This window comes from Granulicella cerasi (assembly GCF_025685575.1).
Classification (GTDB): Bacteria; Acidobacteriota; Terriglobia; order Terriglobales; family Acidobacteriaceae; genus Granulicella; species Granulicella cerasi.
The window spans coordinates 58,521-80,976 of the sequence record NZ_JAGSYD010000002.1 but is presented as its reverse complement, the minus strand read 5'-3'; the positions used below and the strand labels follow the sequence as shown (position 1 = coordinate 80,976).

Genomic DNA, 22,456 nt, shown 5'->3' with positions numbered 1-22,456 from the left:
TTATGAGGATACGACGTTCGCCTCAGCTTCGCCTGTGGGTTTCTGTGTCGGCAGCCAGAGTGCGCCGATCACGAGCATGACCAGTGCAACCCCGGCGGGCACGAGCATCCCCTTGCGTAGCGAGTGCGTCGCGGTCGAAACGACGCCCATCAGCCAGGGAAATCCTGCGGCTCCCAGCCCCGAAGACGCGAGAACGATACCGGCGACGCGCGGTGGCGGACTCTTTTGTAGCAGCATTCCGAAGATCGCCGGAAAGTATGCCGCGAGCGTGAGACCAAGGGCGATGCAGAGCGCGGAGAGCATCCATGCGTGCTGCGTAAGGCTGAGGGTGACGATCATGAAGAACGCGAGGAAAACGCTCGCCAGCTGCATGAAGCGCTCCGATACGAAGCGTAACAGCGCACCTGCGCAGAGGCGACCGACCGTCAGCGAAGCCCAGAAGAGCACGACAGCGGATTGCCCGCCGAGTACATGCGCGTCTGAGAAACGCAGTGCGAACGTGGTCAACCAGCTTGTGAGGCAGGTTTCGAGGCCGCCGTACAGCAGCAGCAGCGAAGCGAAGACGATGAACTCTCGCGTCGGGAGAGCGATGCTTGCAGCCGGTGCTTCTTCGCTCGTGGTGCCGGAGGTGGTGCTGCTGATCCAGCCGCCGACGGCGTTGACGGCGAAGAGCGCAGCAAAGAGCAGCACTGGAGCGCGCAAGCCGTAACGCGGAAGCAGTGCTGCTGCGAGCAGACCGGTGGCCACTGCGCCGAGCGCCCAGAAGAAGTTCAGTGTGGCGAGAGCCGATCCGGTGTGGCGCGTATATCGCTGGCCTGCGACGATATTCGTGGCCGCGATGATCTGACCGAGGCCGAAGCCGCCGACGAGCAGAGCGATGGCTCCGAGCCAGGCGTGCGGCGCGACCGCAAAGCCGCCAAAACCTACGCAGCAGAGCAGTGAGCCGAGCGTGATGCTACGGCGAAGATGACTCGCAACGGCGACTCCGCCGAGGAAAGCGCCGACAAACTTGAAGAAGAAGAGCGATCCGCTGTTGGCGTCGGAGAGGTGCCACATCTTCGCGACATACGGCAGCACCGGGCCGAGGATTGCGGTGCCGAGACCGGCGAGCAGAAACCCGGCTGCAAGCCAGGGTGTTGATGGAGCAGAAGATCGCGAAGAAGGCACGCGGCGCGTTCCTTTGATGGAGAGGCGCGTCCATGCGGGGCTGCGTAGCGCAGCGGGGAAGACAGCGGAGCGCTCACCCGCAGTGGCCGCCGCACCGGGTCGGCCCTGTCTGAGTCGCTTCGCCTGTAGCCTAGCACGCGGCCATGCGCCGATGGTGCGAAACTATAGTCTGGACACGAGGTGCAAGATGTTGTGGAGTAAGCGTTCAGCCGCAGTGCTGCTGTTGTCGTTGGGGATGCTGGGTGGTTGCCGCAAGCCGACCGCCCCGATGAAGACAGAGTCGCATGCGGTGCATGGCAAAGTGGTGAGCCTGGACAAGAGCTCGAGCGAAATCATGCTCGATCATGAGACGATTCCCGGCTTCATGGAAGCCATGACGATGCCGTATCGCGTGGACGACCCCGCGGTGCTGGGGGAAGTGCATCCCGGCGACCGCATCAGCGCGACGATCCTGAGCGAGCGCGACGACGCGGGGCCGAAGAATCTGCGACTGCATGATGTCGTGATCGTGGGCCAGGCAAAGCCCGACTACCTGCCGCCCGTGGTGTATCACACGCCAAAGGTCGGCGACACGGTGCCTGATTTCAAGCTGTTGAACCAGTCGGGGAAGACGATTTCGCTCGCGCAGTTCAGAGGCAAGGTGGTGGCGTTGACGTTCATCTACACGCGCTGCCAGCTTGCGGATTATTGCCCGCGCATGAGCCGCAATTTTGCCGAGATCGACGCTGCGCTGGCAAAGAACCCGTCGGTGTATGCGAAGACGCATCTGCTGAGTGTGAGCTTTGATCCGAAGTACGACACGCCCGCGGTGCTGCGGAGCTACGGCGGCGGCGTCACGGGCAAATACACGAAAGAAGACTTTGCTCACTGGGATTTCGCGGCTCCTCCACAGAGTGAATTGCTCGATGTAGAGAAGTGGTTCGGCGTCGGCGTGACCCCCGGAAACAATAATTCGCTCGCTCATTCGTTATCAACGGTGATCGTTGGTGCAGACGGCAAGGTGCTGGCTTTTTACCCGAGTAATGACTGGCAAGTGAAAGATGCGCTCGCCGTCATCGAGTCGGCTGCAAAGTAAGAAAGGGAAGAGATTCGCATGGCGAAGATAACGATCGTATTTGGGGTTTTGTTGGCAGCGCTTGGCGTTGTGTTTTTTGTGATGACGGGCAGCGCGCATAAGACTGCGCTGATTCCGACATGGTTCGGTCTGGTGCTGATTCTCAGCGGTGTGCTCGCGAACACGGAAAACGCCAAGCAGCGCATGTTGTGGATGCACATTGCGGTCACGGCAGGCTTGTTGGGTTTCCTTTTCCCGGGTATCCGCGCGCTGATCATGATCGCGAAGGTGAACAAGGCCGGCCTTGTGCTCGGTTCTGGTGCCGCGACGGCAGTGCAGGAAGAGATTTTCATGTCCGTGATCTGTCTGGTTTTCACGGCGATGTGCGTGCGCAGCTTCATTCAGGCGCGCGTTTTGAGAAAGGCTTAACGTGGGTGGTTTTTCGCACGGTGGTGGTATGAGCGGCGGCGGCGGTCGCGGTATGGGCGCAGAGAAGCCCGCACGCGGTGGCAACATTCAGCGCGCAGCAGCGGCGGAGTTGTCGTTGAAGAGGCCGAAGCCGAAGTTCCGGGATGTGTGGCCGGAGATCAAAGAACTGGTGAAGCCACGCAAGTGGCTGCTGGTCGGCTCTTTCTGCCTGATGCTTGTCAACCGCGCCTGCTCGCTGGTTCTGCCGGCGAGCTTCAAGCCGTTGACGGATGAGGTCTTCATCAAGCACCACATGGCGATTCTGCCGGAGGTCGTCGGCGCGGTGCTGCTCGCGACGATCCTGCAGGGCATCACCTCGTACTCACTGACGCAACTGCTTTCGACGGCAGGTCAGCGCCTGATCGCCGAGCTGCGCACAAAGGTACAGGCCCATGTGGGCCGTTTGCCCGTCAGCTACTACGACGAGAACCGAACCGGCGCGCTGGTGGCTCGCATCATGAGCGATGTCGAAGGCGTGCGCAACATCATCGGCACGGGCATCGTGGACTTCGTCGGTGGTGTGCTGACGGCGATTCTTGCTTTTGCGTATCTGCTCATGCAGAGCGTGCCGATGACGATCGTCACCGGCGTGATCATGACGATTTTTGCGTTGCTCGTGCAGCGTGCGTTCAAGACCATCCGACCGATCTTCCGCGAGCGCGCGAAGTTGAACGCCGAAGTCACCGGAAGACTCACGGAGTCACTCGGTGGTGTTCGCGTGGTGAAGGGCTATCACGCTGAAGAGAGCGAGTCGCGGGTCTTCGCGGGAGGCGTCGAGAAGCTGCTGAATAACGTGATCAGCTCGTTGACGGCACAGAGCCTGATGACGCTGTCCTCGACCGTGATCATGGGCGTCGTCGGCGCGGTGGTCATGTGGATGGGCGCACATGCGAACGCGGCGGGCAAGCTCACGCCCGGCGGCTATTTCTCGTATGTCATGTTCCTCGCGTTCATGACCGCACCGCTGATCCAGTTGGTGAATATCGGTACGCAGTTGACTGAAGCGATGGCGGGCCTGGACCGCACGCGCGAGGTACTGAGCGAAATCGAAGAGGACGCCAACGCGGCGCAGCATCATGCGCTCGGCCCGATCGTCGGCGAAGTGAAGTTCAACCACGTGAACTTCTCGTACGTCGACGACAAGCCCGTACTGCACGACATCAACTTCGAGTCGAAGCCCGGTACGGTGACGGCGCTGGTCGGCTCGAGCGGTTCCGGCAAATCGACCATCATCAGCCTCGTTTGCGGCTTCCACTTTGCGAACGAAGGCTCGGTAACAGTCGATGGACACGACCTCGCCACGGTGAAGCTGAGCAGCTATCGCGGGCAACTCGGTGTGGTGCTGCAGGAGACCTTCCTCTTCGACGGAACGATTCGTGAGAACGTTGTGTTCTCACGCCCTGATGCGACGGAAGAGCAGTTCCTTGAAGCCTGTCGCATTGCGCGTGTCGATGAGTTTGCGGAGCGCTTTGAAGATGGCTATCAGACGATCGTAGGTGAGCGTGGCGTGAAGCTTTCGGGCGGACAGCGGCAACGTCTATCCATCGCACGCGCAATTCTCGCGGACCCGCGCATCCTGATCCTCGACGAAGCGACCAGCTCGCTCGACTCGGAATCGGAAGCGATGATTCAGCAGGGACTCAACTACCTGATGCGCGGAAGAACCACCTTCGTCATCGCGCATCGTCTCTCGACGATCCGCAAGGCTGATCAGATTCTGGTGGTCGAACAGGGACGCATCGTGGAGCGCGGAACGCATGACGAGCTGTTCGCGATGCAGGGTCGCTACTATGACCTTTACACGCGTCAACATGGGCTGGAGACGAACCTGTTCCTCGCTCCGGGCGAAGGCGACACGGTAACGGCGTAACGGCAACGCAAAGGAAAGGCCCTCATTGCGAGGGCCTTTCCTTTTGTCTACTTGTCTACTCGACGCCGAGTTCCTTCAGCAGGAACGCATCATCGAAGGCGATCTCCTTCAGGTAGTCGTAGCGGCCGGAGGCTCCGCCGTGGCCTGCGTCCATGTTGATGTGAAGCAGCAGCGGTGCCGCATCGGTCTTCAATGTGCGCAGCTTGGCGACGTACTTCGCGGGTTCCCAGTACATCACCTGTGAGTCGTTCAGTGAGGTCTTCACGAGGATGGCTGGAAGCTTCTTGCCTGAGAGCGCATCGAGGTTGTCGTAGGGCGAGTACGAGCGCATGTAGGCAAACGCCTCAGGCTCGTTGGGATTGCCCCATTCTTCGTATTCAGCCACCGTGAGCGGCAATGTCGCGTCGAGCATCGTGTTCATCACGTCCACGAACGGCACGTGGGAGAGCACGACGCGGAAGAGGTCAGGCCGCAGGTTCGTGACCGCGCCCATCAGCAATCCGCCAGCGGAGCCGCCTTCGATCGCCACTCGTGCGGGATCACCGTAGCCCTCGCGCACAAGGAACTCCGTGGCTTCGATAAAGTCCGTGAAGGTGTTCCGCTTCTGCATCATCTTGCCTGCGTCGTGCCACGGATCGCCCAACTCGCCGCCTCCGCGAATGTGTGCGTACACGACGACGACGCCACGATCGAGCAGCGCCAGACGCGATGCCGAGAAGCCCAATGGCAGCGGATAGCCATACGAGCCATAGCCGTATACATAGAGCGGCGACTTGCCGTGCGTGAATTTGTCCGTGCGGAAGACGAGCGACACGGGCACCTCGGTGCCATCTGCGGCCTTGAACCAGAGACGCCGCGACTCATACTTCGACGCGTCGAATCCGCCTGGAACCTCATTCTGCTTGAGCAGCGTCGATTCCTTCGTGGTGATGTCGTAGCTGTATACCGAGGCTGGACGCACGAGCGACTGATAGCTGTAGCGATAGGTCGTCGCATTGAAGTCGCGGTTGACTTCGCCATAGGCCGTGTATGCAGGGTCAGGGAAGCGAATGTCGTCCGTCTCCGGCTTCAGCGCGTTGCTCGCGTCGAAGTGGTGGATGCGCAGCACCGGCAGACCGCGTTCGCTGTACTGCGTGACGAGGAAGCGCGCGTAGAGATCGACGTCTTCAAGCGGTGCGTCGGACTTTTCGGCGATCACCTCCTGCCAATGCTCTCGATCGGTATGCTCAACCGGAGTCCGCACAAGCTTGAATCGCTCCGCGTTGAGGTTCGTGCGGATGTAGAAGAATCCGTCGCGGTGGTCTACGTCGTACTCTTCGTCATCGACACGCGGAGCGATAAGGTTGAAGTCGCCATCTGGCGTATCGGTCTTGAGGAACCACGTCTCGCTGGTGGTGTGCGACCCAGCACCGAGCATGATGTATTTACGATCGCGCGTGCGTCCAAGGCCCACGTTGAAGCGCTCATCCGGCTCGTGGAAGACTTCGACATCCTGGCTCTGCGGCTGCTCGAGCACGTGGCGGAAGACTCGGTCCTGGCGCTTGGTCTGCTCATCTTCGGTCGAGTAAAAGATCGTGCGGGAATCGGCTGCCCACACGATTGAGCCGACGCGTTCTGCGCGATCCGCGAGCACCTTGTTGGTGCGGAGGTCTTTGACCGCGAGCGTGTACTGGCGGAAGCCGGTGTTGTCGGTCGAGTACGCCAGCAGATTGCCGTCCGGCGAAAGCGCCAGCCCACCAATCGACATGAACGGTTGGCCCTCCGCGAGTTCGTTCACATCGAGGATCGTGACTTCGTCGGCTTCGCTGGTCTCGCCGCCGATGCCTACAGGGCGGCGGCAAAAGCGCGGGTACTGCTTGCCCTTCTCGGTGCGCGAGATGTATTCCCACGCTCCATCACGATAGGGCACAGAGACGTCGTCCTCCTTGATGTGGGAGAGGATCTCGTCGTAGAGCTTCTTCTGCAGCGCTTCGGTGTCGGCCATCATCGCGGCCGTGTATGCGTTCTCGGCTTCGAGATACTCAGTGACGCGGGGTGCGCCCTTCTCGCGCAGCCAACCGTAGTCGTCCACGAGATCGGCGTTGTGGATCGGCGTGCGCTGCGGGTCCTTGAAGGCGACAGGAGGGAGGGGTGTTATTGGTGTCATCAAAAGCTCCGTGACTAGCTTACCGTTTCGATGCACACCCAGAGCAACGCGTGCGGGAGGAACCCGCTCTTATGACGTGGAGTAGTTCGAGAGGAGTTTCACATGCACAAACGAATTTCTATGGCTTGTACGCTTGCATTGGGTGTCGTATCCGTCTGTGGTGTCGCGAAGATGAACGCGCAGACGCCTGAGGACGATAAGAAATTTCTCGCTACCGTTCAGCAGTCGGACATCAACGAAATCAAGCTCAGCGAACTGGCTGAGACGAAGGCCACCAACCCCGCGGTGAAGAAGTTCGCGATGAAGATGGTGACCGAGCACAAGATGATGGAGATGAAGATGAAGCCCTTCGCCGACGAATGGGGCTTGCAGGCACCTCCTGATCTGGACCAGGACCACAAGGATGAGTACGCCAAGCTCAGCGGTCTCTCCGGCGCTGACTTCGACAAGGAATATGTAGACGCGATGAAGAAGGACCACACCAAGGCGCTGGATCTCTTCACCGATGAGGCGAAGGAAACGAAGAACATGAAGTTCCAGGCCGCCGTGATCCAGGGCAAGACGCACGTCGCAGCCCACAAGAACATGGCCTATGACCTTGGCAAGAAGCTCTAAGTTGGTATCGACCATCAAGCGCCCTGCGCCCTGTGGCTTCGGCTGCGGGGCGTTTTGTTTTAAGGGAACCATTTGGCGCGCGTCAGCGTATGCTCTCTCTGTGAAGCAAAAGCTTAAGCTTCGTTCTGTCTGCTGGTTGTTGCTGGTCGTGGCGTTCGTGTTTACGGGCGTGTTGCGCGCCGAGCAGATCGACAAGCTCCCCGCTCCCTCAGGCTACGTCAACGATTTTGCGAGTGTGCTGGACGCGAGTACGCGCGAGCGCATGGAGGAGCTCTGCACGGAAGTGGACCAGAAGGCCCACGCGCAGATTGCGGTTGTGACAATCCATACCCTCGACGGCGAACCGATTGAAGACTACGCGGTGAAGCTCGAGGAGAAGTGGAAGGTCGGCAACAAGCAGGACCGTGGCGTGCTGATGCTCTTCGTCATGGACGACCACAAACAGCGCATGGAGGTCGGCTACGGTCTTGAGGGCATCCTCAACGATGCGAAGTCGGGCGATATCCTGCGCTCGCTGCGTCCGCAGTTGCGGAGTGGTGATTACAGCGCGGCGCTTGATAACGGCGTGCAGCAGGTGGCGGGCATCATCGCGCAGGACGCACATGTGACGCTTGCCGAGCCGGTCGTTGCGCCGGAGACTCAGCCGCATCGATCCTCGTCACATTCGGGCGGCAACACCATCGGCCATCTCATCTTTTTCGTCGTTTTGTTGATCTTCATCTTCGGCTTCGGAAGCGGCGGCCGCGGCGGTAGAGGAGGCGGTGGCGGCGGACTGGGCTGGTTCCTGCTCGGCAACGTTCTCGGCTCGATGGGATCGCGCGACCGCGGGGGCTGGGGCGGTGGCGGCGGAAGCTGGGGCGGCGGTGGCGGCTCATCCGGCGGCGGCTTCGGTGGTTTTGGCGGTGGAAGCTCCGGCGGTGGTGGAGCGAGCAGTGATTGGTAGAGGTTGAGATGAATACGATAGAGGCATCGAAAGGAAACGGTATGAAGGGTTGGTTGGTAGGAGTCGTTGTACTGGTGTTGGTCGTGTTGCTGGTGGGCGGCAGTGCCGTTTCGTCGCGCAACCACATGGTGCAGTTGAACGAGCAGGTCAACCAGTCGTACTCGGAAGTCGACGTGCAACAGCAGCGTCGCCTGGATCTGATTCCGAACCTCGTAGCCAGCGTGAAGGGCTACGTGAAGGAAGAAGAGACCGTGCTGACGAACATCGCGAACGCTCGCGCAGCGGTGATCGCGGCTTCGAGCGATCGCGCTTCGAGCATCGGCGCAAACCAGCGTCTCGACGTCGCTTTGAGTCCGCTGATGCGTTTGCAGGAGACGTACCCGAACCTGAAGGGAAACGACCAGTTCGTGCGCCTGGAAGACGAGTTGGCGGGCACGGAGAACCGCATCGCCGTAGCGCGTCGCCGTTACAACATGGACCTGCAGACGTACAACACCTACGTGCAGCAGTTCCCGAACAACCTGTGGGCGGGCAGCAAGTTCCCGGTGAAGGACCAGTACTTCAAGGGCAATCCGCAGAACAACGTGGCGCCGTCGGTGGACTTCAGCAAGTAAGTCGCGATGATTCGGACAAGGCCGCCGCTCTTATAGAGCGGCGGTTTCTTTTGCAGCTGACGATGGGGTAGGGTAGAGGAGGCCATGAGCGATCTGCACACCATCCCGACCAGCGTCTCCACTCTCGTGGGCATGCGCGTTCTCGACGCCGATGGGAAGAACTGCGGTCGCGTGCATGAGTTTGCTGTGAGCATCGACCATGATGGTGCGCATGTCGCCGGGTTGATCCTCGACCAACACCGCAGCGGCACGAAGCATCGCGTGATGCTGCCGATCGGCGAGGTGATCATCCCACGGCTCTCGGATCGCACTCTGCGCACGGATGTCTGCCCGACCGACCACGCGAACATGAACGACTATCTGCTGCTCGAGCGCGACCTGCTCGACCAGCAGATCATCGACGTCGATGGCCGCAAGGTTGTGCGTGTGAACGATGTGAACCTCGCGTGGGAGAAGCGCGGTCGCGGTAAGGGCAAAGCTGTTGGACTGCGTATCGAAGAAGTAGAGGTCGGCCTGCGTGGAGCACTGCGTCGTCTGTTGAAGGGCCTGCCGCCGGAGAGCGTCGAAAAGCTGGCAGAGAAGCTGCCGGCTCGTGTGATCCCCTGGACCTGCGTGGACCTGATCGAGCGCGATCCCGCGCGCCGCGTGCGTTTGAAGATTGGGCAGGAGCGCCTGTCGGCGCTGCATCCGTCGGACATCGCAGCGATCCTTGAGGAGCTTGCGCCCGCTGAGCGTGAGGCTGTCTTTACGGCGCTTCCAGAAGAGACCGCTGCAGAGGCGCTTGAAGAGATCGATCCGAAGCTGCAGAAGGAGCTGCTCTCGGGCATGGACTCCGAACACGCGGCGGAGATCATCGAAGAGATGGATCCCGGCGCTGCGGCCGACGTGCTCAGCGAGCTGAGCGACGAAGAGACGGAAGCGATCCTCGAAGAGCTGGAGCCGGAAGAGCGCCAGGACATCGAAGAGCTGTTGGAGTACGAGCCGGATTCCGCTGCAGGTCAGATGACGACCGATTTTGTGAGCGCGGCGAAGCACGCAACCGTTGCCGATGCGGTGCAGGCTTTGCGTGAATTCGAGGGCGACCCCGACACCATCACCGAGATTTACCTTACGGGTGAGGATGACAAGTTCGATGGCGTCGTGACCTTGCCGCGCCTGCTCCTGGCGAAGCCCGAGACCTCGCTGCATCTGCTGACGGAGATCCATCGCGTGAGCTGCGACCAGAAGACGAACCACTGGGAAGTGGCTGCGCTCTTCGACAAATACAACCTCCGCTCCTTGCCTGTGCTGGACCACCGCGGCCGCGTCGCCGGTGCGATCCACGCCGAGCAGGTGATCGCGCAGTTGCGCGAAGACTAGGGCGGTTCATGCGTCCCCTTCGGATCCTCTACATCGCCAGCATCTCCCCGAACGACTCATCGCTGTATCGCGCATGGGCGCTGGAGCGACTGGGGCATCACGTCACGCAGATCAACACCTATGAGTACGAGCCGAAGTCTTCGCTGCTGCGTAAGGTCCTGTTTCGTCTGCAGGCAGGGCCGTGGGTGGCGAAGCTGAATCGCGACATCCTCGCGGCGGCCGAGCGCGAGCGTCCGGATGTGGTGTGGGCGGATAAGGTGTTGTCGATGCAGCCTCGCACGCTGAAGAAGCTGCGCGCGATGGGCATCCCCACTGTTTCGTACATGATCGACAACGCGTTCGGTCCGCGTCAGGACCCGGGCTGGCGGCTCTACATGAAGTCGATCCCGCTCTACGATCTGCACGCGACGCAACGCGACAAGAACGTGCTGGACTATAAGGCGCGCGGCGCGCGTGATGTCCTCAAGATTCAGACGGCGTTCGAGCCGTCCATCCACTTCGCTTCGCCGGAACCGATCGAGGACGCGCAACGCACGCGCGGCGTTTCGTTCGTCGGTACGCCGTACGATCAACGCGCTGAGTTTCTGACGCGGCTATGGCGTGAGCGCGGTTTCCCGATAACGGTCTCCGGCGATAGCACCTGGAAGCAGAAACTCGATGCCGATGCGTTGGCTGCGATCTATACCGGTGGCGAGCTCTATCAGCAGGGTTACCGCGAGGCCATGTGGCACTCGAAAATCAACCTCAGCTTCCTCACGCATTCCAACCAGGACGAGTTCGTGCACAAGAGCTTCGAGATCGCCGGCTGCGGCGGCTTCCTGCTTGCGGAGCGTTCGCCAGGCCACCTGGCTCGCTTTATCGAAGACGAGGAGGCTGTGTTCTTCTCGGACTTCGAAGAGTGCGCAGAGAAGATTGCACGGTATCTGCCGGATGAGGCGGCTCGCAACCGCATCGCTGCTGCAGGGCATGCGCGCGCGTTACGAGACGGTTACAGCAATGACGCGCAGGTAGCAAAGATTCTAGCGAGAATCGAGCCGCTGTTACCGCATCCGACGCATTAGCGTTTACTCTAGGGACAGCCTCGTAAAGGCCACCCACACAAGACCATAGAAGGAGCGAGCAATGAACATCAGAATCTGGATGGATGCCCTCCCGTGGTCATTCGCAGTCGTGGCGGTGCGCGGATGATGGACCGTCTGCGTCGCTGGCGCATGTCCATTCTTCTTGTGCTGGCGGTGCTTGGACCCGGCTTCATCACGGCCAACGTAGATAACGACGCGGGTGGCATCTACACCTACGCGCAGGCGGGTGCGAAGTTCGGCTACGGCCTGCTGTGGACGATGATCCCGATGGCGATTCTGTTGACCTTTGCGCAGGAAATCGCCGCGCGCATGGGCGTCACCACAGGTAAGGGCCTCAGCGAGTTGATCCGCGAGCAGTTCGGTCTGCGCATGACGGCCACGCTGATGTGCGGCCTCGTGATCTGCAACCTCGGCGATGTCATGAGCGAGTTCGCGGGCGTGGCTTCGAGCGGCGAGCTCTTCCATGTCAGCAAGTACATCTCTGTACCGGCGGTCGGTCTGTTGGTGTGGGCGCTGGTGGTCTTCTGGGATTACAAGACGCTCGAGAAGATCTTCGTCGGCCTGTCGTTCCTTTACATCGCGTACATCATCACGGCGGCTCTGGCGCACCCGAACTGGAGCTTCGCGATGAAGGAGACGTTGCGCCTGCCGCGTCTGCACGACCTCAAGGGCAGCTCGTACATGTACCTCTCCGTCGGCATGATCGGCGCGACAATCGCACCGTGGCAGCAGTTTTACCTGCAGGCGTCGGTGGTGGACAAGGGAACCGGCAAGTCGAAGCTGCGTTTTGCGCAGATCGATGCGGTCGTTGGCTCCATCTTCTCCGTGGTCGTCGCGGCGTTCATCGTCATCGCGTGCGCGGCAACGCTCTTTGCAGCAGGGCACCATGACATCGCTGACGCAGCGGATGCGGCGCAGGCACTGCGTCCGCTGGGTGGGCAGTATGCGTTCGCGCTCTTCGCGTTCGGCCTGTTGAATGCGTCGATCTTCGCGGCGTCGATCCTGCCGCTCTCCACCGCGTACACGGTGTGTGAGGCGATGGGTTTTGAGTCAGGCTTGAGCAAGAAGTTCCGCGAGGCTCCAGCGTTCTACTGGCTCTACACGGCTCTGCTGATCGTCGGCGGCGCGTTGATCCTCATCCCGGGCATTCCGCTGGTGAAGATCGCTGTGCTGTCGCAGGTGCTCAACGGTGTGCTGCTGCCGTTCGTGCTGGTCTTCATGCTGGTGTTGGTCAACAAGCGTTCGCTGATGGGCGAGAAGCGCAATCCACGTTGGTACAACGTGATTGCGTGGTCGCTGACCGTGTTGGTGATCAGCCTGACCGTCGCGATGCTGGGAATGCAGCTCTTCGGAACCGGCGGCTAGAGCAGCTTGCCGTCCGCCAGATCGCGAATGAGTTCGAGATCGGCGGTGAGGAAGTCGTATTCAGGCAGCTTGCTGAAGGGACTCCAGAGCATGTTCTGGAAGATGCGGTTCTCCAGCTCGCCACGGAACTCTGTAACCGTAAAGAACTGGATCTCGATCGACGCGCCATTGCGATAGTTGTGCCGCACGGTGGTGAGCTTTTCGCCGATCACGGCGTCGATGCCGAGCTCTTCGTTCAACTCGCGCGCAAGAGCGATTTCGGCGGTCTCGCCCGGCTCGATCTTTCCGCCGGGAAACTCCCACTTGTGGCCCATGGGCTGGTCGGCGCGACGCTGGCAGATGAATACCTCGCGCGCGCTGCCTTCACCGCGCAAAATCAGCGCTGCTACGACGTGGCGAACGGGCTTTGCCTGGAGCGCAGAAGGCCGTCGGCCGTTCAATTTGCGAATCGGTCGTTTCACCTGAGCCTTAGTGTAACGTTTGCAGCGGTTATTGTGCGGGCGCGACGGTAGCTGGGTAGTAAATCCGCCACGCTTCTTTGGCGCTACGCTCGATCAAGGCAGGCGAAGGGTTCACGGGGAACGCCTCGCGCGAGATCGCGAGCATCGCTGCATCATGCACTGAGTTGCCAAAGACCGCGTCCGGCGAAACGATGCCGACCCGCTTCAGGGACGCGACCTTGCCTTCGTCGGTCGGCACGTCTAGCAGCTTATTCGTGGCGACTCCATCCTGCGCAGCGACGCACGCTGCGAGCACGCGGTTCGCGGGAATGTTGAAGCGCTTCACGCCTTCTTCGATGACCCAGTCATTCGTCGAGGAGACGCACCAGATATCGGTGCCACGGTCCTGAAGCTGTTCGATCAGTTCGCGCATCTCGGCAAAGATGTTGCGCTCGACGTACTCCGAGAAGAATGCCGCCGCAGCGTTGCGCAGCGTATGAACCGTGAGGCCCTCGTAGACCTGCACCATCTCGCCGCAGATCTGCAGCTCATTCACCTGGCCCTGCCGGTAGAGCTCGTACCGCTCGTTCAGCCAGTCGATGCGCTCGCGAGAGATCAGGCCGGTCTGCATGGTCCAGCGCATGAAGGTCGAGCCGGCATCGCCGGACCAGAGCGTTCCATCGCAGTCAAAGACAGCAACTTTGGGGTCGAGCGCCAGAACGCGGCGGTGGAAGTCGGCGGTAGAGAGGCGCAGCGGAAGTTCAACAGTAGACGTGCTCACAAGGATCAGTAGAACAAACTCGCGGCAGCTCTGCCAAACCGCGAATGCTGTAAGACAGGTGTGGGTGGAATCTGTTACGCTGCACGGGACGACGCCATGCGAGCCGGGCCCGCGGCGCTTCAGGAGAGATTTACGATGCTGGACAAGAACAGGCTGTTTCCCGCCGACCCTGCTACCCGCTCCATTGCTGCAAAGCTGTACGACAGCGTGCGTGACCTGCCGATTATCAGTCCGCACGGGCATACCGATCCACAGTGGTTCGCCGACAATCAGCCGTTCCCGAACCCAACGGCGCTCTTCATTCAGCCGGACCACTACATCTTCCGAATGCTGTATTCGCAGGGTGTTTCGCTGGAATCGCTCGGCATCCCGCAGACGGATGGCAAGCAGCAGGCGGATCCGCGCGAGGTCTGGCGCATCTTCGCCAAGCACTACTATCTCTTCCGCGGAACGCCGACGCGCCTGTGGCTCGACTACGCGTTTCAGGAGCTATTCGGTATCAACGAGCGTCTGAGCGAAGCCAACGCTGACGCCTGCTACGAACTGATCGACCGCGCTCTGCAGACGCCGGATTTCTTGCCGCGTGCGCTGTTTGACCGCTTCAAGCTCGAGGTGCTCGCCACCACCGACGCGGCTGTGGATACTCTCGAGCACCATCAGAAGATCAAGGCCAGCGGATGGAAAGGGCGCGTTCTGCCGACCTTCCGCCCGGATGCTGTGATCGATGTCGAGTTTGCGGGCTTCCGCGAGAACCTGCAGAAGCTCGGCGAGGTTTCCGGCGAAGATGTGTCGAGCTGGAAGGGCTATCTCGATGCGCTGCGGAAGCGCCGCGCGTTCTTCAAGCAGAACGGTGCTACGGCCACTGATCACGGTCACGCCAGCGCGCTGACGGCCGACCTTTCGCTCTCTGAGGCGACCGCGCTGTATGAGCGCATTTACACCGGCAAGCTGAAGGCAGGCGACGCCGAGCTCTTCCAGGCGCAGATGTTGACCGAACTCGCGGGCATGAGCGTGGACGACGGCCTCACGATGCAACTTCATCCGGGTTCGTTCCGCAACCACAACACCAAACTCTACGAGAAGTTCGGTCGCGATAAGGGCGCAGATATTCCGACGCCTACCGAGTATGTGCGCGCGCTGCGACCGCTGCTTTCGAAGTACGGCAACGAAGCGAACTTCACCTTCATCCTGTTCACTCTGGATGAGTCGACCTACTCGCGCGAGCTTGCGCCGTTGGCGGGGCATTATCCTTGCCTGCGCCTTGGGCCGTCATGGTGGTTCCATGATTCACCGGAGGGCATGACGCGCTTCCGCGAGCAGGCGACCGAGACAGCAGGCTTCTACAACACCGTCGGCTTCAACGATGACACGCGTGCGTTCCTGTCGATTCCGGCGCGCCATGATGTCGCCCGCCGCGTGGACTCGGCGTTCCTTGCGCGCCTCGTCGCGGAGCATCGCCTGGATGAAGACGAAGCCTTTGCGCTCGCGCAGGACCTCACCGTAAACCTCGTGCGCAAAGCGTATCGCCTCTAGGAGCTTGTCGATGATTGTGGTGCTGATGGGCGTGAGCGGCGCGGGGAAGACGACGATTGGAACGCGTCTGGCCGCGCGAGAGGGCGTCGTGTTTGCCGATGCGGATGATTATCATCCGCTGGCGAACAAGCAGAAAATGGCCGCTGGCAATCCGTTGAATGATGACGATCGCCAGCCCTGGCTGGAGGAGCTGAACCGGCTGATGCGCGGCTGGTACGACGCTGGGAAAGGCGGTGTGCTCGCGTGTTCGGCGCTGAAGGAAAAGTACCGCGTGACGCTCGCGCAAAACCTGCCTGCCGATGCTTTGAGCTTCGTCCTGCTTGACCTGCCGCGTGCCACGCTCGAAGAGCGTCTACAGCAGCGCAACCATGAGTACATGAACCCGAAACTGCTCGACAGCCAGCTCGCAACGCTGGAGAAGCCGACAGATGCGTTGCGTGTCGAGAACGACAAAGCGCCGGATGAAGTAGTGAATGAGATTCTCGCTGGGTTGCAGCGATAAGTTTTGAAAAGGGGATTGTGATGGCATTCAGTGGATTTGATTTGACCGGTAAGGTCGCGGTGGTGGTGGGCGGAACGTCGGGCATCGGGCTCGCAATCGCCAAGGGATTGGCGGAAGCCGGCGCCGATGTAGTCGCAAGCTCGCGCCGCATGGAGCAGGTGGACGAAGCCGCGAAGGAGATCGAAGCGCTCGGTCGTCGCACGCTGCGCCTGACCTCGGACGTGAGCGACCGCGCAAGCCTGCAGACGCTGGCCGATGAGACCATCAAGTTTTTTGGCAAGGTCGATATCCTGATCAACTCGGCGGGCAAGATCAAGCGTGCGCCGACGGTCGACTTCCCCGAAGATCTCTGGGACGACATCATGGACACGAACGTGACCGGCACGCTGCGCGCCTGCCAGATCTTCGGCAAGCACATGCTCGAACGCGGTTACGGCCGCATCGTGAACATCGCTTCGCTGAATACCTTCGTTTCGCTGAAGGAAGTGACCGCTTACGCTGCATCGAAGGCTGCCGTGGGCGCATTGACAAAGTCGCTGGCCGTGGAGTGGTCGTCGCAGGGCGTGACCGTGAATGCGATCGCTCCGGGCGTCTTCCGCACGGCGCTCAACGCGGAACTCCTCGACAAGAGCGAGCGCGGCAAGGAACTTCGCCTGCGCACGCCGATGAATCGCTTCGGCAAGACGGAAGAGACCGTTGGCGGTGCCGTGTATCTCGCGTCCGACGCGGCTTCGTTCGTGACTGGCGAGATCCTTGTCATCGACGGCGGCTTCCTGGCGAGCGGCGTCAACCAGTAAATTCGCTCATGGCAAAGGGAAAAGGCGCGCTCATTGAGCGCGCCTTTTCGTTTTCTGTGGGAGGCTACTTACGCAATCGACGTGAGTTGCTGCTTACGGTGGTTCTGGAAAAGCCCGAAGCCGATCATCGCTGCAAGGACAACGCAGATGCCGTAGAGGATCGACGACCAGTGGCCGTAGATCATCGAGACGACCGTGTCGTTGTGCGCCTGCGTGGCGTCGATGATGCCGTTCATCCAGAGATCGAGTTGCGGGATGTTGCCGGTCGCGTAAAGCGTGAAGACCACGAGCAGAGCGATCAGGAAGGCGAGGCGCGGCGTCATCAGCGGGCGCTTTACGCGCTTCGCTGGCACGTGCAGGCCAGCTTCGTGTGCGACAGGATCGAGCATCGCACCCATCTCGCGTGCCGGCACCGTGCGACGTATTTCGGTGCGCTGGCGGTCGCGTTCGGTGCGCTGCGAACGAAGGTTCGAGGCGACGCGGATGACGCCCGAGGGCATACCGGCAAACTCTTCGGCGCGCTTGCCGACGGAGTTGCGCTTGATGTCCGCGATGCGGTTCTTGCGGATGGGAAGGGTTGGCAGCACCTCACGTGGGGCGTCGGCTGCATCGGCAGCGAGGCCAGCGGGGAGGATGGGGCCTTGCGCGATGGCCTTCGCCACCGGGCCCGAGCCGAGAGCTTCGGCCAGCGGTTTGGCCACCGGAACGGCGCCCGAGGACTTTTCGCGCATCGCGGCGACGCGGCGGGCCGCTTCTTCCGCTTTGCTACGCGCTTCGGCAGCGCGCGCCGCAGCCAGACGCGCCTTGCGCGCGGTGGCTTCGGCCATAGCAATAGCCTGCGTTACTTCGCTCACACCTGTCGGTCGGAATGCGATTGTTTCGGCCATCTGATAAATAGTCCTCTGCTTTTCAGTTCGATGCCATCTGAACCACTGGTATGTACCTAATTTCACAACAAGAAAGTGGGATCGGAAATCACCCTTTTGGGGTGGCGCGGCGAACTTGCTGAAACGTTTTTCCTGCGGCTGTCCTGACCTGACGCAGACGATAGTTTCAGGAACTGAGAAAACCGCTGAACTGGGCGGCATTCACGCACGTATTCAGCAACAGATTTTGTTGCTCAGGATGCCTGCGCGGCTGCCGATGACGTCATAAGAGAGAAGCCCGCTTGCCGGGCTGGTCAAGCCGGATGGTTTTTCTTGCGTCTTTCGGATGGCTTCAGGCATCCTATGCAGGAAAGTTGATAGAGGAGCACTCACAATTATGGCAGGTGAATTTGTAAGCATCATTCGTCCTCAGGCCGAGAAGGCTGCTAACGAGGGATCCCATGGGAAGTCGTATCCCGTTCTTCCTGTGCGAGATACGGTGCTTTTCCCCCACGCAGTGCTGCCTTTGACGGTGGGTCGCGAGAGCTCCATTCAGCTCATCCAGTCATTGGGTGAGGACAAGACGATCCTGGTCGTCGCGCAGAAGGATGCGCGCCAGGACATCCCGACCAACGGCGATCTGTATGAGGTAGGCACCCGCGCGACCGTGCACAAGGTCGTGAAGATGCCGAACCAGAGCCTTTTCGTCTTCACGGAAGGCACGGAGCGTGTCAAAATCGGCCCCTACACGCAATCGACGCCGTTCATGATGGCGGAATACGAAGCGGTGGGCGAGCTTGAGGCACAGGAGTCGCCGGAGCTGGAAGCGCTGCAGCGTAATGTGCTGGCGCAGTTTCAGGAAGTTGTCGGGTCGTCTTCGACGCTGTCGGATGATCTTCAGACGATCGCGATCAACATCGAAGAGCCGAGCCGTCTGGCTGACTTCATCGTCTCGAGCCTGCCGTTCATCACCACGGCGGAGAAGCAGGAGCTGCTCGAGACCGCTGAGGTGAAGGCGCGGTTGGAGAAGCTGAACGCTCATCTGGCGAAGGAGATTGAAGTCCAGCAGCTTCGCAATAAGATTCAGAGCGAAGTGCAGGACTCCGTGCAGCAGTCGCAGCGGGACTTTTATCTGCGCGAGCAGATGAAGGCGATCCAGAAGGAACTCGGCGATCAGGACGACACGCAGAAGGACATCGCCGAGCTGAAGGAAAAGATCGAAAACGCGGGCATGCCCGAGGAGACGAAGAAGGACGCGTTGAAGGAGCTCGGCCGCCTGAGCCGCATGAACCCTGCGGCCGCCGACTACTCGCTCACGCGTAACTACGTGGAATGGCTGGCCGTGCTGCCGTGGGCGAAATCGACCTCGGAAGCCGTGGACATCAAGAAGGCGCAGGAAGTGCTCGACGCCGACCACTATGGCTTGAAGAAGGTGAAGGACCGCATCCTCGACTACCTCTCGGTGCGTCGTTTGAAGCCGGACATGAAGGGACCGATCCTGTGCTTCGTCGGACCTCCGGGCGTGGGTAAGACCTCGCTGGGCCGTTCGATCGCGAAGGCGCTTGGCCGCAAGTTCTCGCGTATTTCGCTGGGCGGTATGCATGACGAAGCCGAGATCCGCGGACATCGTCGCACGTACATCGGCGCGCTGCCGGGCCAGATCATTCAGCACCTGAAGCGCGTGGAGGTGAACGACCCTGTGTTCATGCTCGACGAAATCGACAAGCTGGGCCGCGACTTCCGTGGCGACCCCGCAAGCGCGCTGCTGGAGACGTTGGACCCGGAGCAGAACTCGACCTTCCGCGACAACTACCTCGATCAGCCGTTCGATCTGTCGAAGGTGCTCTTCATCTGCACGGCGAACCAGCTCGACACGATCCCCGGACCGCTGCTTGATCGTATGGAGATCATCGACCTCACGGGCTACACCGAGGAGGAGAAGGTCAACATCGCCGAGACGTATCTGATCCCGCGTCAGGTGAAGGAGAACGGCCTGAAGCCGGAGCAAATCGAGGTTCCGCGTGAGAGCGTCGCGATGATTGCGCGGCACTACACCCGTGAAGCAGGCGTGCGCCGACTCGAGCAACTGGTTGGCACCATTGCGAGAAAAACAGCTCGCAAGGTGGCCGAAGGCACGCTTGGCGAAGGGGACAAGTTCATCGTGACTCCGGAGGTGGTGACGGAGTTTCTGGGCGGCATCAAGGTGCGTGTCGATACCGAGATTGCCGAACGCACGAAGCGCCCTGGCGTAGCGGTTGGCCTGGCGTGGACGCCGGTGGGCGGCGACGTGCTCTTCATCGAAGCCAACAAGATGAAGGGCAAGGGGCACTTCAGCATGACGGGCCAGCTGGGCGATGTGATGAAGGAGTCAGTGCAGGCTGCGCATACGTGGATTCGTTCCAATGCGGCGTCGCTTGGGCTGGATGACGAGGTTCTCAAGGAGCTCGACATTCACGTCCATGTGCCGGCGGGCGCGATCCCGAAGGATGGTCCTTCGGCGGGTGTGACGATGGCGACGGCGCTGGTGTCGTTGCTCACAGATCGTCCGGTACGTCCGCTGCTGGCGATGACGGGCGAGATCACGTTGAGCGGCAATGTGCTGCCGGTGGGTGGCATCAAGGAGAAGTTCCTTGCGGCCAAGCGTGCCGGTGTGCGCGACGTGATCCTGCCGATCGATGTGAAGTCGAACGTCGAGGAAGACCTCACGGCTGACCAGGTGGAAGGCGTGACGATCCACTACGCTTCGCGCATCGAGGATGTGCTCGAGGTCGCGCTACCGAAGACGCTGCGCGAAGCAACGGAAGCCGAGCAGGTTCGCCAGGAAGTGCTTGCCGTAAACGAGTAGTTGCAGAGCAAAAGGAAGGCCGCCACGAAACTGTGGCGGCCTTTTCTTATGGCTTCAGATGGCGACTCAGGAAGTCGGCGAGCCGCAGGAAGAGCGGGATTTGCGCCGCGTCGGAGAACCAGTGGCCTTCGCCGGGGAGCAACAGCGCCTCGTGCGGAACATCTAGTTCGGTGAGTCGATCGATGAGCGCATGCGCGTCCTTCACGTGGACGACATCGTCGGCTTCGCCGTGCACCACGAGCGTGGGCGGGAAGTCATGCGTGGCCTGCGAGCGGAACGGCTCGATGAGTCCGCCGGAGAGATCTACGATGGCGCGGATGCGCTTGCGGTCCTCCTGCAGCGGCGATGCGGAGAGCATGGCGCCGAGCCCGAGTGACAGAAACGCCCCGAGTGAAACGCCGACGAGCGCGATGCGAGAGGCATCGATCTCCGGGCGATCGGCAACGTAGGCGAGCGTGGCTTCCACGGCTTCGATCCACTGCGGCACGTGCACGCCGTCCATGATGGTTTCGTAGTCAGGGCGCGTGGAGCCGGTGCGGTCGAAGTAGTGAGGCGCAAAGAGCGCGATGCCGGCTGCCGTTACCTGCGGTGCTATGCGTTCAAGCCACCAGCCAACGTTGCCGCCGGAGCCATGCAGCAGGATGATCGCAGGCACAGGCGTGGAGGTGTTCTGCGGCAGATGCGCTTCGATGCGAAGGTCGCGTCGCTCGACCTGAATGATCTCTGTCATGTGGGCTTAGACGCGCCGTGACGCAGAAACGCCACCTGCGTTGCGACCGCAGGTGGCGTTTGCGGGATGCGTTGACCTACTCGAGTTCAGCGTCGAACTGGCAGACGTGCGGCAGCTTGCCGTCAGCGGGAATCGGCTCCATGATGATGGTGTTCGCGCCTTCGTTGAACTTCACTTCGCCGAGTTCGCGCCAGGCTGCCTTCTCGCAGTCCATGTCCGGGTTGTCCTTGGGCTTCGCGTTCAGGCCCTTGGTCGAAATCTCCTGACCGTTGATCGTGACCTTCATAGCGCGACCGGCGATAGGCGTGTACTTGAGCTTCAGCATGTACTTCCCCGCGGTGGGGAACTGACGAACCCACACAGCCTTTGCGGGAGTGCCGGTGGAGTCGAGCCCGCGCTTGTCGTCAATGGTGACGTTGGTGCTATTGACCTTGTCGCGCGAGTGCTCGGCGCGCCAGTTGTTGTGCGTGGCCTGGGCGTTCGCTGCAAACGATGCAGCGGAGAGGATAGCGATGGAGGCAATGCGAATGGTATTTTTCATAAAACGATTTAGTCCTCGGAAAAATGAAACATCTTACTGCGGGGAGAAGATGTATCAGGCCACGAATACACCCGTCAACCAGCAGAGCTGGGTATGCTGAAGAGAGAGGATTTATGACGGACGCGAACGCCCAGAACGTACTTTGGCTCGACACCTGCGGAGCTCCCTCCCGCGCGGCGTTATTCGTGCGCGGAGAGCTTTCGGGCGAGAACGTTTTGCCGGACCGGACGGCCTCCGCCGATCTGGTTTCAGCGATGCGGGAGCTGCTCGGCGTGGAGCGTGTGACGGCGGTGGTCGTGGTGAGCGGGCCGGGATCTTTCACAGGAGTGCGCGTGGGACTCTCCGCGGCGAAGGCTCTGTGCGAAGTGTGGGATGTGCCGCTTTATGCTGTGTCGCGACTCGCGGTGTTGGCGGCAGGTGCAGAGTTGGGGTTCGCTGCGATGGATGCTGGTCGCGGTCAGCTATACGTGCGTGACCTTGCGACAACGCGCGAGTCGCTGGAGGATTTCGCGAGCTTCGTGGAGAAGATCGTGGAGAGTTCTTCGGTGGTGATTGCTGAATCGCCTCTCGCGAATAAGCTGCCGAACGCGGTGGCGCGCGAGGTGTCTGTAGCGGATGCGTGGCCGCTGATTCAGGACGCGGTGTTGAGTGAAGCCGCGAATGTCGCCCTGCTGGATGCCAACTATGTGCGGAGCGAATCAGAGATCTACGCGAAGAAGCCTGCGATCGCATGACTCT

At 60.9% G+C, this 22,456-nt stretch carries 21 protein-coding genes; 14 read left to right on the top strand and 7 right to left on the bottom strand.

Features of this window, described 5'->3' with window-relative positions:
* Nucleotides 1-1,167 (bottom strand): MFS transporter, encoded by a 1,167-nt coding sequence (locus tag OHL11_RS05790; protein WP_263370551.1) that lies wholly within the window; start codon nt 1,165-1,167, stop codon nt 1-3.
* 187 nt (nt 1,168-1,354) lie between these two features.
* On the opposite strand from OHL11_RS05790, the gene OHL11_RS05785 reads away from it, so the two are divergent.
* From OHL11_RS05785 to OHL11_RS05775, 3 genes are read left to right on the top strand one after another with little or no spacing between them, the layout of a single operon-like run.
* Nucleotides 1,355-2,242, top strand: coding sequence for an SCO family protein (locus OHL11_RS05785; RefSeq protein ID WP_263370550.1), 888 nt, complete (start codon nt 1,355-1,357; stop codon nt 2,240-2,242).
* Nucleotides 2,243-2,260: 18 nt separating this feature from the next.
* Nucleotides 2,261-2,650, top strand: a complete 390-nt coding sequence (locus OHL11_RS05780) for a CD20-like domain-containing protein (protein WP_263370549.1) — start codon at nt 2,261-2,263, stop codon at nt 2,648-2,650.
* Between the two features lie 52 nt (nt 2,651-2,702).
* Complete coding sequence (locus tag OHL11_RS05775) at nt 2,703-4,559, top strand: ABC transporter ATP-binding protein (protein WP_390236351.1); 1,857 nt, start codon at nt 2,703-2,705, stop codon at nt 4,557-4,559.
* Between the two features lie 55 nt (nt 4,560-4,614).
* Here OHL11_RS05775 and OHL11_RS05770 read toward each other — a convergent pair whose 3' ends face one another.
* Complete coding sequence (locus OHL11_RS05770; RefSeq protein WP_263370548.1) at nt 4,615-6,705, bottom strand: S9 family peptidase; 2,091 nt, start codon at nt 6,703-6,705, stop codon at nt 4,615-4,617.
* A 120-nt stretch (nt 6,706-6,825) separates the two neighbouring features.
* Between OHL11_RS05770 and OHL11_RS05765 the strand changes: the two genes are divergently transcribed.
* The 6 genes from OHL11_RS05765 to OHL11_RS05740 all read left to right on the top strand — a co-directional run bounded on the left by OHL11_RS05765 (nt 6,826) and on the right by OHL11_RS05740 (nt 12,683).
* Nucleotides 6,826-7,320: a DUF4142 domain-containing protein gene (locus OHL11_RS05765; RefSeq protein WP_263370547.1), complete on the top strand. Its 495-nt coding sequence runs from the start codon at nt 6,826-6,828 to the stop codon at nt 7,318-7,320.
* Between the two features lie 100 nt (nt 7,321-7,420).
* Nucleotides 7,421-8,263, top strand: a complete 843-nt coding sequence (locus tag OHL11_RS05760) for a TPM domain-containing protein (protein ID WP_263370546.1) — start codon at nt 7,421-7,423, stop codon at nt 8,261-8,263.
* Between the two features lie 41 nt (nt 8,264-8,304).
* Complete coding sequence (locus tag OHL11_RS05755; protein ID WP_263370545.1) at nt 8,305-8,877, top strand: LemA family protein; 573 nt, start codon at nt 8,305-8,307, stop codon at nt 8,875-8,877.
* 84 nt (nt 8,878-8,961) lie between these two features.
* On the top strand, nt 8,962-10,236 hold the full coding sequence (locus OHL11_RS05750; RefSeq protein ID WP_263370544.1) for a magnesium transporter MgtE N-terminal domain-containing protein: 1,275 nt from the start codon (nt 8,962-8,964) through the stop codon (nt 10,234-10,236).
* 8 nt (nt 10,237-10,244) lie between these two features.
* On the top strand, nt 10,245-11,297 hold the full coding sequence (locus OHL11_RS05745) for a CgeB family protein (RefSeq protein WP_263370543.1): 1,053 nt from the start codon (nt 10,245-10,247) through the stop codon (nt 11,295-11,297).
* A 93-nt stretch (nt 11,298-11,390) separates the two neighbouring features.
* Nucleotides 11,391-12,683: an Nramp family divalent metal transporter gene (locus OHL11_RS05740; RefSeq protein WP_317890626.1), complete on the top strand. Its 1,293-nt coding sequence runs from the start codon at nt 11,391-11,393 to the stop codon at nt 12,681-12,683.
* On the opposite strand, the gene OHL11_RS05735 is transcribed toward OHL11_RS05740, so the two are convergent.
* Complete coding sequence (locus OHL11_RS05735; RefSeq protein WP_263370542.1) at nt 12,680-13,144, bottom strand: (deoxy)nucleoside triphosphate pyrophosphohydrolase; 465 nt, start codon at nt 13,142-13,144, stop codon at nt 12,680-12,682. The genes OHL11_RS05740 and OHL11_RS05735 overlap by 4 nt on opposite strands.
* A gap of 28 nt (nt 13,145-13,172) precedes the next feature.
* A complete protein-coding gene (locus OHL11_RS05730; protein WP_263370541.1) occupies nt 13,173-13,904 on the bottom strand; it encodes an HAD family hydrolase in 732 nt (243 codons plus the stop codon).
* A 135-nt stretch (nt 13,905-14,039) separates the two neighbouring features.
* Between OHL11_RS05730 and uxaC the strand changes: the two genes are divergently transcribed.
* The 3 genes from uxaC to OHL11_RS05715 are packed head-to-tail and all read left to right on the top strand — an operon-like array spanning nt 14,040 to nt 16,736.
* Nucleotides 14,040-15,437 carry a glucuronate isomerase gene (gene uxaC / locus OHL11_RS05725; protein ID WP_263370540.1) on the top strand — a complete coding sequence of 466 codons (1,398 nt, stop codon included), beginning with the start codon at nt 14,040-14,042 and terminating at the stop codon, nt 15,435-15,437.
* Nucleotides 15,438-15,447: 10 nt separating this feature from the next.
* Nucleotides 15,448-15,939 carry a gluconokinase gene (locus OHL11_RS05720; protein ID WP_263371255.1) on the top strand — a complete coding sequence of 164 codons (492 nt, stop codon included), beginning with the start codon at nt 15,448-15,450 and terminating at the stop codon, nt 15,937-15,939.
* A 20-nt stretch (nt 15,940-15,959) separates the two neighbouring features.
* On the top strand, nt 15,960-16,736 hold the full coding sequence (locus OHL11_RS05715) for an SDR family NAD(P)-dependent oxidoreductase (RefSeq protein WP_263370539.1): 777 nt from the start codon (nt 15,960-15,962) through the stop codon (nt 16,734-16,736).
* 68 nt (nt 16,737-16,804) lie between these two features.
* Here the strand turns inward: OHL11_RS05715 and OHL11_RS05710 are convergent, their stop codons facing one another.
* Complete coding sequence (locus OHL11_RS05710) at nt 16,805-17,623, bottom strand: hypothetical protein (protein ID WP_263370538.1); 819 nt, start codon at nt 17,621-17,623, stop codon at nt 16,805-16,807.
* 376 nt (nt 17,624-17,999) lie between these two features.
* On the opposite strand from OHL11_RS05710, the gene lon reads away from it, so the two are divergent.
* Entirely contained in the window at nt 18,000-20,447 is a 2,448-nt protein-coding gene (gene lon, locus OHL11_RS05705) for an endopeptidase La (protein ID WP_263370537.1), read from the top strand.
* Between the two features lie 46 nt (nt 20,448-20,493).
* On the opposite strand, the gene OHL11_RS05700 is transcribed toward lon, so the two are convergent.
* Together OHL11_RS05700 and OHL11_RS05695 are read right to left on the bottom strand one after the other, a co-directional pair.
* The gene (locus OHL11_RS05700) at nt 20,494-21,177 is read right to left on the bottom strand and encodes an alpha/beta hydrolase family protein (RefSeq protein ID WP_263370536.1); all 684 of its coding nucleotides are present in this window, start codon (nt 21,175-21,177) and stop codon (nt 20,494-20,496) included.
* A 76-nt stretch (nt 21,178-21,253) separates the two neighbouring features.
* Nucleotides 21,254-21,718, bottom strand: a complete 465-nt coding sequence (locus OHL11_RS05695; RefSeq protein ID WP_263370535.1) for a hypothetical protein — start codon at nt 21,716-21,718, stop codon at nt 21,254-21,256.
* 113 nt (nt 21,719-21,831) lie between these two features.
* On the opposite strand from OHL11_RS05695, the gene tsaB reads away from it, so the two are divergent.
* Nucleotides 21,832-22,452: a tRNA (adenosine(37)-N6)-threonylcarbamoyltransferase complex dimerization subunit type 1 TsaB gene (tsaB, locus tag OHL11_RS05690; RefSeq protein WP_263370534.1), complete on the top strand. Its 621-nt coding sequence runs from the start codon at nt 21,832-21,834 to the stop codon at nt 22,450-22,452.
* The last annotated feature ends 4 nt before the right edge of the window (nt 22,453-22,456 follow it).

Coding starts and splice junctions, on each gene's coding strand:
- tsaB (WP_263370534.1), top strand. CDS start 21,832: ATGACGGACGCGAACGCCCAGAACGTACTTTGGCTCGACACCTGCGGA.
- OHL11_RS05710 (WP_263370538.1), bottom strand. CDS start 17,623: ATGGCCGAAACAATCGCATTCCGACCGACAGGTGTGAGCGAAGTAACG.
- OHL11_RS05755 (WP_263370545.1), top strand. CDS start 8,305: ATGAAGGGTTGGTTGGTAGGAGTCGTTGTACTGGTGTTGGTCGTGTTG.
- OHL11_RS05770 (WP_263370548.1), bottom strand. CDS start 6,705: ATGACACCAATAACACCCCTCCCTCCTGTCGCCTTCAAGGACCCGCAG.
- OHL11_RS05745 (WP_263370543.1), top strand. CDS start 10,245: ATGCGTCCCCTTCGGATCCTCTACATCGCCAGCATCTCCCCGAACGAC.
- OHL11_RS05780 (WP_263370549.1), top strand. CDS start 2,261: ATGGCGAAGATAACGATCGTATTTGGGGTTTTGTTGGCAGCGCTTGGC.
- OHL11_RS05695 (WP_263370535.1), bottom strand. CDS start 21,718: ATGAAAAATACCATTCGCATTGCCTCCATCGCTATCCTCTCCGCTGCA.
- OHL11_RS05765 (WP_263370547.1), top strand. CDS start 6,826: ATGGCTTGTACGCTTGCATTGGGTGTCGTATCCGTCTGTGGTGTCGCG.
- OHL11_RS05775 (WP_390236351.1), top strand. CDS start 2,703: ATGGGCGCAGAGAAGCCCGCACGCGGTGGCAACATTCAGCGCGCAGCA.
- OHL11_RS05750 (WP_263370544.1), top strand. CDS start 8,962: ATGAGCGATCTGCACACCATCCCGACCAGCGTCTCCACTCTCGTGGGC.
- uxaC (WP_263370540.1), top strand. CDS start 14,040: ATGCTGGACAAGAACAGGCTGTTTCCCGCCGACCCTGCTACCCGCTCC.
- lon (WP_263370537.1), top strand. CDS start 18,000: ATGGCAGGTGAATTTGTAAGCATCATTCGTCCTCAGGCCGAGAAGGCT.
- OHL11_RS05720 (WP_263371255.1), top strand. CDS start 15,448: ATGATTGTGGTGCTGATGGGCGTGAGCGGCGCGGGGAAGACGACGATT.
- OHL11_RS05715 (WP_263370539.1), top strand. CDS start 15,960: ATGGCATTCAGTGGATTTGATTTGACCGGTAAGGTCGCGGTGGTGGTG.
- OHL11_RS05785 (WP_263370550.1), top strand. CDS start 1,355: ATGTTGTGGAGTAAGCGTTCAGCCGCAGTGCTGCTGTTGTCGTTGGGG.
- OHL11_RS05700 (WP_263370536.1), bottom strand. CDS start 21,177: ATGACAGAGATCATTCAGGTCGAGCGACGCGACCTTCGCATCGAAGCG.